This window comes from Croceicoccus sp. (genome assembly GCF_983967925.1).
In genome coordinates, this window is record NZ_CFETID010000012.1 from 58,882 (window position 1) to 74,499 (window position 15,618).

The 15,618-nt window shown below is 65.3% G+C and carries 15 protein-coding genes; 8 read left to right on the forward strand and 7 right to left on the reverse strand.

Annotated features, from left to right (window positions below):
• Positions 1 to 8 precede the first annotated feature (8 nt).
• Positions 9 to 1,604 (forward strand): cisplatin damage response ATP-dependent DNA ligase, encoded by a 1,596-nt coding sequence (locus AC4FIJ_RS08725; protein ID WP_490336328.1) that lies wholly within the window; start codon positions 9 to 11, stop codon positions 1,602 to 1,604.
• Here AC4FIJ_RS08725 and wecB read toward each other — a convergent pair.
• From wecB to AC4FIJ_RS08750, 5 genes are all read right to left on the reverse strand, one after another.
• Complete coding sequence (wecB, locus tag AC4FIJ_RS08730; protein ID WP_490336367.1) at positions 1,601 to 2,713, reverse strand: non-hydrolyzing UDP-N-acetylglucosamine 2-epimerase; 1,113 nt, start codon at positions 2,711 to 2,713, stop codon at positions 1,601 to 1,603. The genes AC4FIJ_RS08725 and wecB overlap by 4 nt on opposite strands.
• Before the next feature lie 85 nt (positions 2,714 to 2,798).
• Positions 2,799 to 3,371 carry a gamma carbonic anhydrase family protein gene (locus AC4FIJ_RS08735; RefSeq protein WP_490336329.1) on the reverse strand — a complete coding sequence of 191 codons (573 nt, stop codon included), beginning with the start codon at positions 3,369 to 3,371 and terminating at the stop codon, positions 2,799 to 2,801.
• On the reverse strand, positions 3,368 to 3,943 hold the full coding sequence (locus AC4FIJ_RS08740; RefSeq protein ID WP_490336368.1) for a GNAT family N-acetyltransferase: 576 nt from the start codon (positions 3,941 to 3,943) through the stop codon (positions 3,368 to 3,370). The genes AC4FIJ_RS08735 and AC4FIJ_RS08740 overlap by 4 nt, the downstream gene beginning before the upstream one ends.
• Before the next feature lie 5 nt (positions 3,944 to 3,948).
• Entirely contained in the window at positions 3,949 to 4,938 is a 990-nt protein-coding gene (hemB, locus tag AC4FIJ_RS08745; RefSeq protein ID WP_490336330.1) for a porphobilinogen synthase, read from the reverse strand.
• A 60-nt stretch (positions 4,939 to 4,998) separates the two neighbouring features.
• Positions 4,999 to 6,429 carry a peptidoglycan DD-metalloendopeptidase family protein gene (locus AC4FIJ_RS08750; protein ID WP_490336331.1) on the reverse strand — a complete coding sequence of 477 codons (1,431 nt, stop codon included), beginning with the start codon at positions 6,427 to 6,429 and terminating at the stop codon, positions 4,999 to 5,001.
• 307 nt (positions 6,430 to 6,736) lie between these two features.
• On the opposite strand from AC4FIJ_RS08750, the gene AC4FIJ_RS08755 reads away from it, so the two are divergent.
• The 6 genes from AC4FIJ_RS08755 (at position 6,737) to AC4FIJ_RS08780 (ending at position 12,317) form a co-directional block, all read left to right on the forward strand.
• Positions 6,737 to 9,310, forward strand: a complete 2,574-nt coding sequence (locus AC4FIJ_RS08755) for a helicase-related protein (RefSeq protein WP_490336332.1) — start codon at positions 6,737 to 6,739, stop codon at positions 9,308 to 9,310.
• The gene (locus AC4FIJ_RS08760; protein WP_490336333.1) at positions 9,307 to 9,615 is read left to right on the forward strand and encodes a S4 domain-containing protein; all 309 of its coding nucleotides are present in this window, start codon (positions 9,307 to 9,309) and stop codon (positions 9,613 to 9,615) included. The genes AC4FIJ_RS08755 and AC4FIJ_RS08760 overlap by 4 nt, the downstream gene beginning before the upstream one ends.
• 69 nt (positions 9,616 to 9,684) lie before the next feature.
• Positions 9,685 to 10,023, forward strand: coding sequence for a ferredoxin FdxA (gene fdxA, locus AC4FIJ_RS08765; protein ID WP_490336334.1), 339 nt, complete (start codon positions 9,685 to 9,687; stop codon positions 10,021 to 10,023).
• A gap of 330 nt (positions 10,024 to 10,353) precedes the next feature.
• Entirely contained in the window at positions 10,354 to 10,884 is a 531-nt protein-coding gene (locus AC4FIJ_RS08770) for a CarD family transcriptional regulator (RefSeq protein WP_490336335.1), read from the forward strand.
• A 197-nt stretch (positions 10,885 to 11,081) separates the two neighbouring features.
• The gene (locus AC4FIJ_RS08775) at positions 11,082 to 11,888 is read left to right on the forward strand and encodes a GIN domain-containing protein (protein ID WP_490336336.1); all 807 of its coding nucleotides are present in this window, start codon (positions 11,082 to 11,084) and stop codon (positions 11,886 to 11,888) included.
• Positions 11,889 to 11,990: 102 nt separating this feature from the next.
• On the forward strand, positions 11,991 to 12,317 hold the full coding sequence (locus AC4FIJ_RS08780; RefSeq protein WP_490336337.1) for a hypothetical protein: 327 nt from the start codon (positions 11,991 to 11,993) through the stop codon (positions 12,315 to 12,317).
• A gap of 8 nt (positions 12,318 to 12,325) precedes the next feature.
• Here AC4FIJ_RS08780 and AC4FIJ_RS08785 read toward each other — a convergent pair whose 3' ends face one another.
• Positions 12,326 to 13,285 carry an L-threonylcarbamoyladenylate synthase gene (locus AC4FIJ_RS08785; protein ID WP_490336338.1) on the reverse strand — a complete coding sequence of 320 codons (960 nt, stop codon included), beginning with the start codon at positions 13,283 to 13,285 and terminating at the stop codon, positions 12,326 to 12,328.
• Between the two features lie 64 nt (positions 13,286 to 13,349).
• Here AC4FIJ_RS08785 and AC4FIJ_RS08790 point away from each other — a divergent pair, with 64 nt between their 5' ends.
• A complete protein-coding gene (locus tag AC4FIJ_RS08790; RefSeq protein WP_490336339.1) occupies positions 13,350 to 14,174 on the forward strand; it encodes a DUF815 domain-containing protein in 825 nt (274 codons plus the stop codon).
• Here AC4FIJ_RS08790 and AC4FIJ_RS08795 read toward each other — a convergent pair.
• Positions 14,129 to 15,538, reverse strand: a complete 1,410-nt coding sequence (locus tag AC4FIJ_RS08795) for a PQQ-dependent sugar dehydrogenase (RefSeq protein WP_490336340.1) — start codon at positions 15,536 to 15,538, stop codon at positions 14,129 to 14,131. The genes AC4FIJ_RS08790 and AC4FIJ_RS08795 overlap by 46 nt on opposite strands.
• Positions 15,539 to 15,618: the final 80 nt, after the last annotated feature.

Sequence of the window (15,618 nt, forward strand, 5' to 3'; positions counted from 1 at the left end):
GACGACTGATGCAGGCCTTCGCAGCCCTCCTCGACCGGCTGACCTATACCAATTCGCGTAATCGCAAGCTGGAGCTGATCGCCGATTACCTGCGCGCCACGCCCGATCCGGATCGCGGCTGGGCCTTGGCGGCGCTGACGGGCGAGCTCGACTTTCCGGCGGTCAAGTCCAGCATCATCCGCAACCTGCTCACCGAACGCGTCGACCCGGTGCTTTATACTTTGTCGCGCGATTATGTCGGCGATACCGCCGAAACCGCCAGCCTGCTGTGGCCCGAACCGCTGGGCGAGCAGCCGCCCGCGCCCTCGCTGGACGAGACAGTGGCGCTGCTGCGCGGCATGACGCGGGCCAATGTGGCGGTGGAACTGCCGCGGCTGCTCGACCGGCTTGAAGCGAACGGACGCTATGCGCTGATCAAGCTGGCGACGGGCGCAATGCGGATTGGGGTGTCCGCGCGGCTTGCGAAGACCGCCTTCGCGCAGGCCTTCGACGTCAATGTCGAGGATGTCGAGGAATACTGGCACGGCGTCGACGCGCCCTACGAGCCTTTGTTCGACTGGGCCGCGAAGGGCGCAGATCCGCCGCGCCTCGATCTCGTCCCGCTGTTCCGACCGTTCATGCTGGCGCATCCACTCGAAGAGCGCGAAGTCGACCTCGCCGATTATGCAGCGGAGTGGAAATGGGACGGCATCCGAGTCCAGATCGTCCATACGGCCGGGAAAACCCGCGTCTATTCGCGCTCTGGCGACGATATTTCAGACAGTTTCCCCGAAATCGCAGATGCCCTTCCCTTCCCTGCGGTGCTGGACGGCGAATTGCTGGTGCGTGGCAGTCATCAGGGCGGGGAAGAAGGCGGTGCGGCCAGCTTCAATGCGTTGCAGCAGCGATTGGGGCGCAAGACCGTGTCGAAAAAGATGATGCGGGACTATCCCGCTTTCGTTCGCCTTTACGACGTGTTGCTGGCCGATAGTGAGGATCTGCGCGAACGAGAATGGCGCGAAAGAAGGGCTGCGCTCGAATCTCTCATGAATCGGCTCGACGATGATAGATTTGATCTGTCATCCGTCATCCAAGCAGAGGATTTCACTACATTATCGCAAATGCGTGAGAAGGCCCGCGATTCCGCTATCGAGGGGATCATGCTCAAGAAACGCGATTCGCCGTATGTGGCGGGCCGCCGGTCGGGCCTGTGGTACAAGTGGAAGCGCGACCCGCTGCTGATAGACTGTGTCCTGATGTATGCCCAGCGCGGCAGCGGCAAGAGGTCGAGTTTTTACTCCGATTTCACGTTCGGCTGCTGGGACGGCGATCCGGATCGCGGCGCGGAACTGCTGCCGGTCGGAAAAGCCTATTTCGGTTTTACGGACGAGGAGTTGAAATGGCTTGATCGTCACGTCCGGCAGAACACGGTCAAGCGGTTCGGCCCAGTGCGCGAAACCGACAAGTCGCTGGTGCTGGAAGTCGCATTCGATTCGGTTCACGCCAGCAAGCGGCACAAGTCGGGCCTTGCGATGCGCTTTCCCCGCATTCACCGCATAAGGCGCGACAAGCCCGCGCATGAAGCGGACCGGATCGACGCGCTGCAGGCCATGATCAGGGATTAGGCCGCGCGCATTCGGGCGGTGAGCAGGTCGAGGCCCAGCCTTGCCGCAATCCGTTCAGACGCCATGCCATCGCCGAACACCCGGCTAGGCAGTGGCATGGGCGCGGCCAGCGCATGCTGTGCCTCGGCCAGCAGCAGTTCGGGATCGGAACCGACGAGCCGCGCGGCACCCGATTCCACGGCTTCGGGCCGTTCGGTTTCGCGGCGAAGCACCAGCAGAGGCCGCCCCATTGCTGTCGCTTCCTCTTGTATTCCGCCGCTGTCCGATATGATCAGCCTGCTTTCGCGCATCAGGCGAACGAAAGCGAAATAGTTCAGCGGCTCGACAATCTGGACCCGCGGTAAGCGAGCCAGGAGATCGCGCAGCACCGCGTTTTCCGCGCGTGGATGCAGCGGGACGATCAGTTCCACCTTTTCGCGCGCGACCAGGGCCCTGAAACCTTCCGCAATCGCGGCAAGCTCATCCGCGCCGGTTTCGCGCCGATGCACGGTCGCAAGCACGATGGGACGCTTTGACGCGCGTTCGACAAGGGGGAGCGCTTCGTGCGAAAGCCTTTCGTCGCGGTCGAGACAGGACAAGGCCCAGTAAAGCGCATCGATCACGGTATTGCCCACCGTTTCGACGCTGTCGGCCGGCACACCCTCGGCGACAAGAGCGTTTGCCGCGGCGGCGGTCGGCGCGAAATGCCAGTGGGCAAGGCGCGCGATCATCCGGCGATAGCCTTCTTCGGGCCAAGGGCGCGTGATATCGCCCGAGCGAAGACCCGCTTCGACATGGGCGACCGGGATCTGGCGATGAAACGCCGCCATCGCGCCCGCCATCGCGCTTGCCGTGTCACCCTGCACCACCACAGCCTGCGGGCGCTGACGGTCGAGCGCTGCGCCGATGGCGGTCGTCAAACCTGCCAGTAAGGCGCCGACATCCGAAGCGGCAGGCCGCAGCAGCCGCTCATCGGGCACGATACCCGCCGCGTCGAGCATGCCCTGCCCCAGATCCTCGTGCTGGCCGGTATGGCAAAAACGCGCGGTCGGCCCGCCATGGCGCGCCAATGCCTGCATGACAGGCACGAGTTTTATGAATTCCGGACGTGTTCCGGCAACGACCAACACAGACAAGGATGCGACCCCCCAAGGAAACGAGTGTCATTTCCGAAAAAATGGCACCCGGTGTCAATCTTAGGCTTATCCGTGTTAATCAATCCTTTGCGGCGAGTTGTGCCTCTATTGCTTTTGCGTGGTTGCGGCCATTCTCGACGTAATGAGCGACGCCCTCCGCCATGCCGGCAAGGGCGCTTTCCGGCAATTCGCGAACGGGCTTTGCCGGACGACCGACCCATAATTCGCGCGGAGCGATCCGCTTGTTTTCCGTCACCATCGCACCGGCGCCGACCATGCCCTGTTCCCCGATAAGAACGCCATTCATCACGATGGCGCCCAGCCCGACAAAGCCCGCACGTTCGATCGTGCAGCCGTGAACCATCGTCATGTGGCCGATCAGCACGTCCTCGCCGATGATGGTCGGCCAGCCTTCTGCTTGCCCGGGTTTAGGGCTGTCGCAGTGGATCACGCTGCCATCCTGCACATTGGTGCGCGCGCCGATCCGGATGAAATTGACGTCGGCCCGGATCACGCAATTGTACCAGATGCTGACGTCGGGCCCGATCTCGACATCGCCGATGATCCGGCACCCCGGCGCGATAAAGGCCGAGGGATGGATACGAGGCGTCTTGCCATGGATCGTCAGTATGGTGACGTCGGGGCGATTCATTGCGTTTCCTCCCATTCGCGGCGGGTGATCGACCAGGCCGAGATATTCTCGGCCCAGGCCGCCTCGCCCTCGGCCCGGAAATCGAGGTCCGGGCGCCGCTTCATGCCCAGCCGCTCCATCAGGCCCCAGCTGGGCCTATTGTCCATGACGGTCAGCGCGATGACATGCGGCGCGTCAAAACGTTCGAACGCCAGCCTCAACGAAGCCTGCGCGGCTTCCCTTGCATAACCATGTCCCCACGCGTCCTCACGTAGGCGCCAGCCGATTTCCACGTCGCCGACGGGTCCGGGCGGCAGATTGGCGCGCTTCAGTCCGCAAAAGCCCAGCACTTCGCCGGAAAGATGACCGCCATCGTCCTTTCGCGACACCACCCAGAAGGTAAAGCCATGATCGCGCTGATATGCCAGCAGACGGTCCATCGCCGATCCGGCCTTGGCCGCGTCCATGACGCCGCCCAGCCATTGCATGACAGCGGGCGTATTGGTGTGCCGCAGAAATTCCTCGCGGTCCGCATCGGTCCAGTCGCGCAGGACCAGCCGCTCGGTCTCGACACTGAAGGGCGCAAGCTCCATCGCGCTCAACCCAGCAGCCTCGCCGCCAGCGGGGCGTGATAGGTCAGCACGCCGCTGGCACCCGCGCGCTTGAACGCGGTCAGCGTTTCCAGAACCAGCGCATTCCGGTCGCCCGCGCCCGCCGCGGCGGCCGCCTCGATCATCGCGTATTCGCCGCTGACCTGATAGGCGAACACGGGCACTTCGAAAGTGTCCTTCACCCGCCGCACGATATCCAGATAGGGCAGGCCCGGCTTTACCATCACGCTGTCCGCGCCCTCGGCCAGATCGAGTTCGACCTCGCGCAGCGCTTCCTCCGAATTGGCGGGATCCATCTGATAGGTCTTCTTGTCGCCCTTGAGCAGGCCGCCCGAACCCACCGCATCGCGGAACGGGCCATAGAAGGCGCTGGCATATTTGGCGGTATAGGCCATCAGCTGGACATTCGCGTGGCCGGTTTCCTCCAGCCCTTCGCGGATGGCGGCGATGCGGCCGTCCATCATGTCGGAAGGCGCAACGATATCCGCGCCCGCATTGGCCTGGTTCAGCGCCTGCTGCACCAGCGCATCGACCGTGGCATCGTTCACGACATAGCCCGACTCGTCCAGCAAGCCGTCCTGCCCGTGACTGGTATAGGGATCGAGCGCGACATCGGTCAGCACGCCGATATCGTCTCCGCAGGCATCCTTGATCGCACGGATCGCGCGGCACATCAGATTGTCGGGATTATGCGCCTCGGTCCCGTCGTCGTCGCGCAGATGGCTCGGCGTGTTGGGAAACAGCGCCAGACAGGGGATGCCCAGCGTCACCGCTTCCTTGGCACGAGCGGCGATCACGTCGACCGATCCGCGCGACACGCCGGGCAGCGATGCGATATCCTCGGTCACGCCCTGCCCTTCGGTCACGAAGACCGGCCAGATCAGGTCTGCGGGCGTCAGCACCGTTTCGCGATAGAGCGCGCGGCTCCATGCGCTGGCGCGGGTGCGGCGAAGTCGGAGATTGGGATAGCTGCTCATGCGATCAGCCTTTGCCCGACTGGCGCGGTGTTGAAAAGCCGCGCTTATCGGGTTGGGCGATCAGGCCGGGGCGTTCGACAGGCGATCGGCCTCGCGCTCCGGCTCTGCGGTCTGCGCGCTCGCAGGGACCAGCGGTTCGAGCGCCGCGCCCGGTTTCACCTTTTTCAGTTCGACCAGTTGGCTGCGGAACTGGCGCAGTTCCGCCGCCGACAGCTGTTGCCGCACGACGAAATCGACCGAGGCCGGATTGATGACCCGCCCATTGCGATACATCTCATAATGCAGATGCGGGCCGGTCGACAGGCCCGTGGAGCCGACATAGCCGATGACCTGACCGCGCTTGACCCGCTGGCCGCGATTGACCGCGATCCGGCTCATATGCGCATAGCCAGTGGCTAGCCCGCCGCCATGGCTCAGCTTCACGAAATTGCCGAAGCCGCCGTTGCGCCCCGCCATGATGACGGTGCCGTCGGTAACCGCGAAGATCGGCTGACCCGAACGTGCCCGGAAATCGAGCCCGTTGTGCGGGCGGCGAATCTTGAGGATCGGGTGGCGGCGCATGCCGAAGCCCGAGCCGACCGCGCCGTTGACCGGACGGATCAGCCCTTCGCGCAGTTCGCCCTGCCCGTTGGCATCGTAGAACCGCCCGTCCTTGCCCCAGCGCAGCAATTGCGCACGCGGCGATCCGCGGCGGTCGAGCCCGGCATAGAGCACGTCGCCCACCTCGACCTCGCCGGTTTCGGCACGCTTGTATTCGATGACCATGTCGAAGGTGTCGCCGGCCCCGACTTCGCGATTGATATCAAGCGCATCGCCCAAGGCCTTCAGATATTGCTGCACCGATTTCGCGGGCGCTCCGGCGGCGCGGGCGGCGCGATAGAGGCCCGAACCGACCGTGCCGGTAATCCGCAGAGGCGTGTCGTCGACCCGGATCGCCCGTCGTTCGAGCGCGAGAGGCCCGCCTTCGCGCGCAACCGCGAGTTCAAGGTCGAGGCGCGCGCGGAAGGTCAGGTTTTCGAGCGGTCTTGGCTGGCTGGGATTGGCGCGGCGGCCAAGCCGAATGTCGAAGCTGGTGCCGCCAGCAAGGTCTTCCAGCGGCAGGGCATTGCCGATCAGTTCCTCGACTCGCGAGGCATCGGTTCCGCTGACCCCGGCGCGGCGCAGCATGGCGGCCAGCGAATCGTCCTTGCCCAGAGTCGCGGTCAATTCGACGATGGGCCGTTCGGGCGCATTGGCCAGCGGCACGACCAGGCGCGAGGGGCCCATCCGCCGCCCGCTATCCGCGCCCAGCGCCAGCGGGGTAATCATCTGGCTGCGATATTCGTCGCGCTCTTCCTGGGTCAGTCGCGAGGGAGCGGCGGCATGAAGCGCCGAGAAATCCGGCCAGAACGCAAAGGTCACGATGATCAGCGCGATCAGCAGCCCAAGCGAGCGGAACCAGCGCGCGCTGCCGATGTCGGAACCGAGATCGCCGACCCATTTTTCGGCCATCGTGGCACCTTGGGCAGCATTAGAGTCATGCGCGACGCGCTCCCTGCGCGAGATGCTTAGGCGGTTGTCGCTGGCTTCGGTCATTTGCGTTCGGGCATTCCTGTCTGGCCTGCGGGCAATATCGCCGATCCGTTGCATTCTTCGTGCCGCCAATATTGCCGGCCCGAAACTTAAGCAGCGTTCAAATTCTCGTCCCTATCGATAGGACGCGCCCTGCGTGCGGCAAGCCGTTGATTTGGCGCGATTGGGGAAGCTTTGGACCGTGCGCCTTGCAGGCATCAGGATGCGATGCCACATTTGTGAAGCGATGAGTTCGCCCGCCATCAAGGCCGTTCTGGGCCCCACCAATACCGGCAAGACGCATTTGGCCGTGGAACGGCTTTGCGCGCATTCCAGCGGTGCGATCGGCTTTCCCCTGCGGTTGCTGGCGCGTGAAGTCTATGACCGCGTGGTCGCGATCAAGGGCGCGGGCAATGTCGCGCTGATCACGGGTGAAGAGCGGATCGAGCCGCCGGGCGCGCGGTGGAAACTGTGCACGATGGAAGCGATGGACCGCGATGCCGATCTCGCCTTCATCGCCATCGACGAGGCGCAGCTGGGTGCCGACCGCGAGCGGGGGCATGTCTTTACCGACCGCCTGTTGAATGCCCGTGGGCGGGAGGAGACGATGATCCTCGGCTCGTCCTCGCTGACGCCGATGGTGAGGGCGCTTGAGCCCGATGCCGAAATCATCACCCGCCCCCGCTTTTCGACGCTGAGCCATGCGGGTGCGGTCAAGCTGTCGCGCCTGCCGCCGCGCAGCGCGGTTGTCGCCTTCTCGGCGGAGCAAGTCTATGCGGTTGCTGAGATGCTGCGGCGTTTCCGGGGCGGCGCAGCGGTCGTCATGGGCGCGCTTTCACCGCAGACGCGAAATGCGCAGGTTGAAATGTTCCAGTCTGGTGAGGTCGACTATATCGTCGCCACCGACGCCATTGGCATGGGTCTCAACCTCGACGTGCGTCATGTTGCCTTCGCGAGCCTCGACAAGTTCGATGGCGAACGGCGGCGCAGGCTGACCATTGCCGAGATGGCACAGATCGCGGGACGCGCGGGCAGGCACCAGACCGACGGGACGTTCGGGGTCCTGGCCGGCGAAGCGCGCGCCGAGTTCCGCGATGACGAGATTTTCGCGATCGAGAATCACAGCTTTCCGCCGCTTCAGCGGTTGTACTGGCGCGATGCGCGGCCCCGGCTGGATTCGCTAGCGACGTTGATCGAGGATCTGGAAGCCCCGCCCGACCACCCCGCATTGGCCGCTGCGCCTGAGGCGATAGACCTGACCGTTGCGCGCATGCTGTCGTCAGAGCCCGCGATTGCGCAGGTGGCGAGGGGCAAGGCGATGGTGCGCCGATTCTGGGATGCGTGCTCGCTGCCCGATTTCAGGCAGACGGGAGCGGAGCATCATGCGCGCTTCGTGGCGCGGCTGTGGCATGATCTGTCCACCGGCACTGGCCATATCGCCCATGATTTCGCCGCCGCGCGCATCGCCGAACTGGATCGCACCGGCGGCGATATCGGCACGCTGCAGGGCCGCATCGCCGCCATCCGCAGCTGGTCCTATATCGCGCAGCGGCCCGACTGGCTGCTTCAGCGCGAAGAAATGGCCGAGCGCGCCCGCAGTGTCGAACGCAAGCTGTCCGAGGCATTGCATGCGCGGCTGACCGAGCGTTTCGTCAATCGCCGGACAGCGGTGCTGATGCGCAAGCTGGGCGCGGATGCGGGGCTGCTGCCAGTCAAGCTGGGCGAAAACGACGCGGTTCTGGTTGATGGGGAAGAAATCGGACGGCTGGAGGGTTTCACCTTCCATGTCGATCCGCAGGCCCGGATGGAGATGCGCCGCCTGTTGCTGGCGGCGGCGGAGAAGCATCTGCCGGCGCTGCTCGACAAGCATGCGCGCGAACTGCTGGGCGATCTGGCGGAGGGGCGCAATATGGCCTGGAATGGCGAGCATCTGACATGGAATGGCCACGATCTGGCACGTCTGGGCCCAGGAAAAGCCATGCTGGAGCCATCGATCAGCCTTGCCCCCGGCCTTGCCCTGCTGAACCCGGCACGCCGCGCCGAGATTGAGGCCGCACTCGCTGTCTGGATGGACAAGGAGCTGGAACTTCTCGAACCGCTGAGGCGCGTGGCGGCGGCGGCGAAGGAGCTGTCGTCTGGTCCCGAGCTGCGCGCCCTGCTGATCCGCCTGTCCGAACAAGGCGGGGTCGTCGACCGCGAATCGTCGGGGCTTGGCGAATTGTCGGTCGAGCAGCGGCAAATGTTGCGGCGGCTTGGCGTCAAGGTCGGGGCGCTCGACGTATTCATGCCCGCGATGCTGCGTGCGAAACCGCTCGATCACTGGACGGCGCTTGCGCGATTGGCAAGGCAGGATTTTGCCGCGCCCGATGCGGCCATGGCGGCGGCGCTGCCCGCCAAGGGACGGTTGCCGCTGGGCTATCGCAAGGCCGGGGACCGGTTCGTTCGCGTCGATCTGGCCGAACGGCTACTGCATGCCGCGCACCAAAGGCGGATGCGGTGGACCGACGCGGGCCGCAAGCGGCACCGCAATCCGCCGCGTTTCGCGCTCGACCCCACCATGGCGCTGTCGATGGGGCTGACCACGCGGGCCTATGCCCATCTGCTGCGGCAGGCGGGCTTTACCGCCGACGCGCCCGCGCAGTGGCCCGAGGGGCGCTTTGGCCCGCCGACGCCGCCGCGCTGGCGCTGGAGGCCGCGCCGCGTTCAGGATACGCGCACCGCCCGGCCCGCGAAGGGCGGCCACCGGCCCAGCCCGGCCCGCCCCGCGCCCCGCCCCGCCGCGGGCAATCCCTTTGCCGATCTGGCGGAGCTGCTTTCGTGACGGATGCGGCGACCGGTCCCAAGGCTTCGCTGCGGATCGACCGGTTGCTGTGGATGCTGCGCTTTGCCCCCAGCCGCGGCGCGGCGCAGGCGATCGTCGCGGCGGGCCATATTCGCCGCAATGGCGAGCGTGTGACCCGCATCGCGCAGCCGGTCTGCGCGGGCGACGTGCTGACCGTGCCGGTGGGCAAGGCGATCCGCGTCATTGCGCTCGATTCGCTGCCCGCGCGGCGCGGGCCCGCGGTGGAGGCGCAAAGCCATTACCGCGATCTTGCGAACCACACGCAAGAGAAGCCAATCGCTTGACGATCCGGAATCGCGCCCATAGCAGACCGGAAGGAAAAGCCACTCGGGGCCACTGAGGGATAGATTGAAATGACTTACGTCGTCACCGATGCCTGCATCAAATGCAAATACATGGACTGCGTCGAGGTTTGCCCCGTCGACTGCTTCTATGAGGGTGAGAACATGCTGGTGATCAATCCCAGCGAGTGCATCGATTGCGGCGTGTGCGAGCCGGAATGCCCGGCCGAAGCGATCCTTCCCGATACCGAGAACGGTCTGGAAAAATGGCTGGAAATCAACACCCAGTATTCCGCCGAATGGCCGAACATCACGGTCAAGCGCGAACCCCCCGCCGATGCCGACGAGCATAAGGGCGAGGAAGGCAAGTTCGACAAGTATTTCACGACCGAGCCTGGCGAAGGCGACTGATTCCGGACGGATTTTTCCGTCCAGCCAGTGGAAAATGACTCCGCGTTAACCGTGCAAGTCGCGGTTGGCGCGAGAGTCTTGTGCGTTTTGCGCACAAGACTCGCTTTCACCGTCATTTTATGGTAAAAAACGCCACGGCTGGCGGAAATTACTCCGTCCGGTCTCGTCAGGAAAGGCGAAAATTCCCGCAGGCACAGCTTCACATTGGGCCGATCGTTTCGGCGCAGGAAGGAGTTTTGGCCCCCCCGGACAGGCGGCATTTGCCGTCTTTTCTACGCCAGAGCCCGGTTGAGGCTTGAACGGGAAGGATTGCCAGAGAAAGGACTCTGCATGACTGCCAAGGCACTTGCCTTCGACGTCGGTGACTATGTCGTTTACCCCAAGCACGGCGTTGGCCGCGTGATCGAACTGCAAAGCCAAGAGATCGCCGGCATGCAGCTCGAACTTTACGTGCTGCGTTTTGAGAAGGAACGCATGACCCTGCGCGTTCCGGTCAACAAGGTTGAATCGATCGGCATGCGCAAGCTGTCGTCGGACAAGACCCTTCGCGAGGCGATGGACGTCCTAAAGTCCAAGCCGAAGGTAAAGCGCACCATGTGGTCGCGCCGCGCCCAGGAATATGAAGCGAAGATCAATTCGGGCGACCTGGTGTCGATCGCCGAAGTGACCCGCGACCTGTTCCGCGCCGACGACCAGCCGGAACAGAGCTATTCCGAGCGTCAGATCTTCGAAGCCGCGTCCAGCCGCCTTGCGCGCGAACTGGCCGCGATGGAAAAGACCGACGAACCGGCCGCGCTCGCCAAGATCCTCGAGATCCTGAACGAATACGCGCCCAAATATTACGAGCAGCAGCCCGCCTGATCGGTCGCTGCCGCATTTGATGGCCGCAAGGCCAGCCGAAAGGGGCCGTCGGAGCGATCCGGCGGCCCTTTTTCGTATCGACGCGCCCACGTCGTTCGCAGAGCCATGTGATGCCTTCGCCGAACGGGACGACGCCCGGCTTGCGGCGACTCGCGCCGGTGGTGTATTGCCGCTGTAATACAGTTGTGGAGCATGTGATGTCCAATAACCGGCAATTCGACAATCTCGGCGATTTCATCTCGGCCATGGCCGGGGTCGCCATGACCAAGGCGTTCTCGAACCTCGACAAGTTCGATATCGACATGAAGAACGTCGGCAATTTCGGCAATTTCTCAAATATCGGCGAGACGATGCGCGTCGCGTGCGAGGCGGGCGTCCCGCTGGGCGAGCTGGACCTGGCCGATGCCGGGATTCGCCATGTCGCGGTGATGGGCCCCGATGATGTCGTGATCGAAACCGGCGAGGACACCGCCATCACCGTCGACGGCGACGAGGATGCCGCCGATGCGATCCGGTTCCAGCTGGACGACGGCAAGCTGTCGATCATGCGCGTCACCGGAAAGCGCCAGAACGGCACCGCGATGGTGAAGATCACCCTGCCCAAGCTGCGCAAGATCTCTCTGGCCGGATCGGGTTCGGTGCATTGCGCGGCGATTCGGGGCGGCAAGGCCAAGATCGCGGTCGCCGGATCGGGCAATGTCCAGTGCGGCGAGATCGAGGTCGATCAGCTGAAGGTGCAGATGCTGGGCTCCGGCTCCGTCAGCGGCAAGGGTTCGGCCAAAAGCCTGTCGCTGAAGATCGCGGGTTCGGGCAATGTCGGTCTGGAGGGCGTCAGCGTCGAAAGCGCGAATGTCAGCATGGCGGGTTCGGGCAATGCGGTTTTCGCCAGCGACGGCGATGTGTCGGCCAGCATGGCGGGTTCCGGCAATGTCACGGTGAAGGGCCGCGCGCGCTGCACCGTCAAGGGCGTGGGATCGGGCCGGCTGGTGTGCGAACCGGCCTGATAATTTCCGGCAAATAACGACAATTTCCGGCAAATAAGGGCGGTTCATTCTTCGTCCATACGGATCCGGCATGCTAGGCGGCATTCGAAGGAGAATGCCCCGATGCGTGCACGCCTGGTCCTGCCGGTTCTGATGACTGCCCCCTTGCTGACCGGTTGCCTTGGCACCGTGGTCGATGTCGTGACCCTTCCGGTGAAGGCCGCGGGCAGCGCGGTCGATGCGGTGACCACCAGCCAGAGCGAGGCGGACGAGAACCGCGGCCGCGAAATCCGCAAGCGCGAAGAGCGGCTGGGCAAGCTGGAGCGGCAATACGGCAAGGAAATGAAGGACTGCAACGAAGGCGACGAGAAGGCGTGTGAGGAAGCGCGCCGGATCTATGCCGAGATGCAGGAGATCATCCCCACCCTGCCGGTCGAGCCCGACCGCTGATCGAACCTTCAGGCAGCCGCGCGTGACAGCCGGTCGTTGATGGCCGCGCCGATGCCTGTTCGCGGGACGGGTGCGACGGCGATGCGCGGCTGTGCGCTTTCCGCAGCGTGGTGCAGGCAGGCATAGAGGCGTGCCGCGGCTTCGAACAGATCGCCGCTTTCCGACAGGGTGATGTCGCCGCGAACGGGGCCGAAGCCGATGTGGTATTCGTCCGCCTGCGCTCCGCGGGCGTCGAGGCGCACCGGCTTGCCGGGGGCGTAGTGGCTGGCGAGCTGGCCAGGGGCTTCGATCGAGCCGTCCGTTTTTGCGGATGTTGGCGCGGTGCCGAGGATTTGTTCGAGCGCCTGCGCATCGATGGGGCCGGGCCGCAGGATGCGCCAGCCTTGCGGGTCCAGCGCGACGATGGTCGATTCGATCCCTTGCTGCGTCGCGCCTCCGTCGATGACCAGCCCGATCCGCCCGCGCAGGGATTGGGCGACATGCTGTGCCGTGCTGGGGCTGATCGCACCGCTGCGATTGGCGGAGGGCGCGGCCAGCGGGAACGGGCATAGCCGCAGCAGCGCCTGCATCGCGGGATGCGCGGGACAGCGGATCGCCACCGTGGGCAAGCCTGCCGTGACGGCATCGGCCAGCGGCGCATCGGGCCTGCGCGGGAGGACCATCGTCAGCGGACCGGGCCAGAACCGTTCGGCCAATCGCTGGGCGCGGGTATTGAACTGCGCGATAGTGCTAGCCGCCTCGCTGTCAGCGACATGCACGATCAGCGGGTTGAAGCTGGGCCGCCCTTTCGCCGCATAGATCGCCGCCACCGCGCTGTCGCTGTCGGCGCGGGCGGCGAGGCCGTAGACCGTCTCGGTCGGGACTGCGACCGGGTGGCCTGCCGTGAGTTCGTTCAACGCGCGCCCAAGCGCATCCTCGCCCATGGGGAGGATCGCGGGTCCGGCGGGATCGGCATTGGCAGCGCTCATTCGGGCTCGCTATAGGCTCTGGCAGCCAGCGACAAGATCAACCGATTGAAGGCCGCCATCCACCATGTCCGACAGCGAAACCAATTCCCTGCTTGCCCGCATCGCCGCCGCTTTGGAACGGATGGCGCCTGCGAGTGACGGGCCGACCGATCCCGACGCGTTTCCCGCCTATGGCTGGGACGGATCGGTGCTGCACGGGCAGGACCGGATTGCCGCGCCCGCGTTGGACCTGCTGCGCGGGATCGACCGCCAGCGCGACACGGTGTCCGCCAATGTCCGCCGCCTTGCGCAGGGGGCCGAGGCGCATGACATGCTGCTGTGGGGCGCGCGCGGGATGGGGAAGTCGGCGCTGGTGCGCTCTTCGGTGCTGGCGGCGCAGGCGGATGGGGATATCGCGCTGGTGCAGGCGGCGGGCGATGCGCTGCATACGCTGCCTGTTTTGTTCGCCCTGCTGAAGGGGCGGGTGCGGCGCTATCTGGTGTTCATCGATGATATCGGTTTCGACCGCGAGGAGGATGCGCGGGCACTGCGGTCGCTGCTTGAGGGGGGCGTGACTCCCCGGCCTGCCAATGTGCGAATTGCGGTGACCAGCAACCGGCGCAACATCCTCGCCCGCACGCAGGGGCAGCAGGACGATCCCGTCAATGCGCGCGACGACATGGACGATGCGCTGGCGCTGGCCGACCGGTTCGGGCTGCCCGTGGGCTTCCACGCCTGCGACCAGGACGATTACCTCGCCATCGTGGCGGGCTATGCCGCGCATTACGGGCTGGACTGGAACCGTGACGAGGCGCTGAACTGGTCGCGTCGCCGGGGCGCGCGGTCAGGCCGCGTCGCACGGCATTACATCGCCGAGCTGGCGGGCCGCGCGGGGGTTGTGCTGGACTGATCGGCCTCGCCCGGCGTGGGTGCCGGCGTGCCGGTGACGCGCCAGACGATCCCCGCCGTGTCGTCGGTGACCAGCAGCCCGCCGCGCGTGTCCCACGCCAGCCATGTCGGGCGGCCATGGGTCGTTTCCAGATCCTCGCCCAGAAAGCCCGACAGCACCGTCAGCGGCGGTTCGTCCAGCGGATTGCCGCGTTCGTCAAAGCGTACGAAGATCACGTCGTAACCCGCTGGCGGCGAACGGTTCCATGACCCGTGCCGCGCCACGAAGGCCCCGCTGGTGAACGGTTCGCCTAGCGCGCCGTCATTCGCGAACACCAGCCCCAGCGGCGCGACATGCGCGCCAAGGCCATATTCGGGCCAGCGCGTATATTCCTGCAGATATTGCGGCATGGGCGCTTCCACCCGCTCGTCATAGGTGAAGCGCCAGTAGATCCACGGCCAGCCATATTGCGCGCCGATCGGCACGTTGGTCAGGTAATCGGGCGGCACGTCGGGGCCGAGCATGTCGCGCTCGTTCACCGTGGTCCACAATTCGCCGCTGGCGGGATTGAAGGCCAGGCCCATCGGGTTGCGCAGACCGCTGGCGAACTGGCGGCTCGTCTGGGTGGTAAAGTCATATTCGTAGATCGCGGCGCGGCCTTCCTCTGCCGCCATGCCGTTTTCGCCGATATTGCTGGCCGATCCGACCGTCACATACAGCCGCTCGCCATCGGGGCTGAGCAGCAGGTTGCGCGCCCAATGGTTGCCGCCGCCGGGAAGCGCCATCAGCTGCCATTCCTCGCCCTTGGCGATGGTCGTGTCGCCGGGGGTGAAGGGGAAGGACAGCACCGCATCGGTATTGGCGACGATCAGCCGTCCGTCGCGCGTGGCCATGCCGAAGGGGGACTTGAGGCCGTCGAGCAGCACGCTCTGGCTGTCGGCCGCGCCGTCGCCGTCGGTATCGCGCAGCAGGACGATCCGATCGGCCGAGGGTACGCCCGCCCCTGCCCTGCCCATCAGCCAGCCCGCCACCCGGTCGGTGAAGCTGGCGGGCGGTCCGGGCTGGCGATTGGTTTCGGCCACCAGCACGTCGCCGTTGTCGAGCACCAGCATCGACCGGGGATGCTGCAGCCCCTCGGCAAAGCGCGTGACGTTCAGCCCTTCGGCCGGAGTCGGGCTTTCGCCGTCGGCCCAGCCCACCGGATCCATGATGCCGATGGAGGGGATCGTCTCCTCCTCGATCGCGGCGATCAGCGGGTCGGTGCCGGTCAGTTCCTCATCGCCATATTTGGCTTTAGTTGGCTGCAGCAGATACCAGCCGACCGCCACGATGGCGACGATGACGACAAGGGCGATGATGAGGGTCTTGCGGAGCGTGGATGACATGCGGCCCTAGATAGAGCGCGGATCGCGAGGCGGCAACGACGCATTGCCAAGCGGGTGGCGACGGGGGTAAAGGCGCGTCC

What these genes read in the sequence shown, in the direction of transcription:
- AC4FIJ_RS08725 (WP_490336328.1), top strand. Translation starts at nt 9, where the DNA reads ATGCAGGCCTTCGCAGCCCTCCTCGACCGGCTGACCTATACCAATTCG.
- AC4FIJ_RS08735 (WP_490336329.1), bottom strand. Translation starts at nt 3,371, where the DNA reads ATGAATCGCCCCGACGTCACCATACTGACGATCCATGGCAAGACGCCT.
- AC4FIJ_RS08740 (WP_490336368.1), bottom strand. Translation starts at nt 3,943, where the DNA reads ATGGAGCTTGCGCCCTTCAGTGTCGAGACCGAGCGGCTGGTCCTGCGC.
- hemB (WP_490336330.1), bottom strand. Translation starts at nt 4,938, where the DNA reads ATGAGCAGCTATCCCAATCTCCGACTTCGCCGCACCCGCGCCAGCGCA.
- AC4FIJ_RS08750 (WP_490336331.1), bottom strand. Translation starts at nt 6,429, where the DNA reads ATGGCCGAAAAATGGGTCGGCGATCTCGGTTCCGACATCGGCAGCGCG.
- AC4FIJ_RS08755 (WP_490336332.1), top strand. Translation starts at nt 6,737, where the DNA reads ATGAGTTCGCCCGCCATCAAGGCCGTTCTGGGCCCCACCAATACCGGC.
- fdxA (WP_490336334.1), top strand. Translation starts at nt 9,685, where the DNA reads ATGACTTACGTCGTCACCGATGCCTGCATCAAATGCAAATACATGGAC.
- AC4FIJ_RS08770 (WP_490336335.1), top strand. Translation starts at nt 10,354, where the DNA reads ATGACTGCCAAGGCACTTGCCTTCGACGTCGGTGACTATGTCGTTTAC.
- AC4FIJ_RS08775 (WP_490336336.1), top strand. Translation starts at nt 11,082, where the DNA reads ATGTCCAATAACCGGCAATTCGACAATCTCGGCGATTTCATCTCGGCC.
- AC4FIJ_RS08780 (WP_490336337.1), top strand. Translation starts at nt 11,991, where the DNA reads ATGCGTGCACGCCTGGTCCTGCCGGTTCTGATGACTGCCCCCTTGCTG.
- AC4FIJ_RS08785 (WP_490336338.1), bottom strand. Translation starts at nt 13,285, where the DNA reads ATGAGCGCTGCCAATGCCGATCCCGCCGGACCCGCGATCCTCCCCATG.
- AC4FIJ_RS08790 (WP_490336339.1), top strand. Translation starts at nt 13,350, where the DNA reads ATGTCCGACAGCGAAACCAATTCCCTGCTTGCCCGCATCGCCGCCGCT.
- AC4FIJ_RS08795 (WP_490336340.1), bottom strand. Translation starts at nt 15,538, where the DNA reads ATGTCATCCACGCTCCGCAAGACCCTCATCATCGCCCTTGTCGTCATC.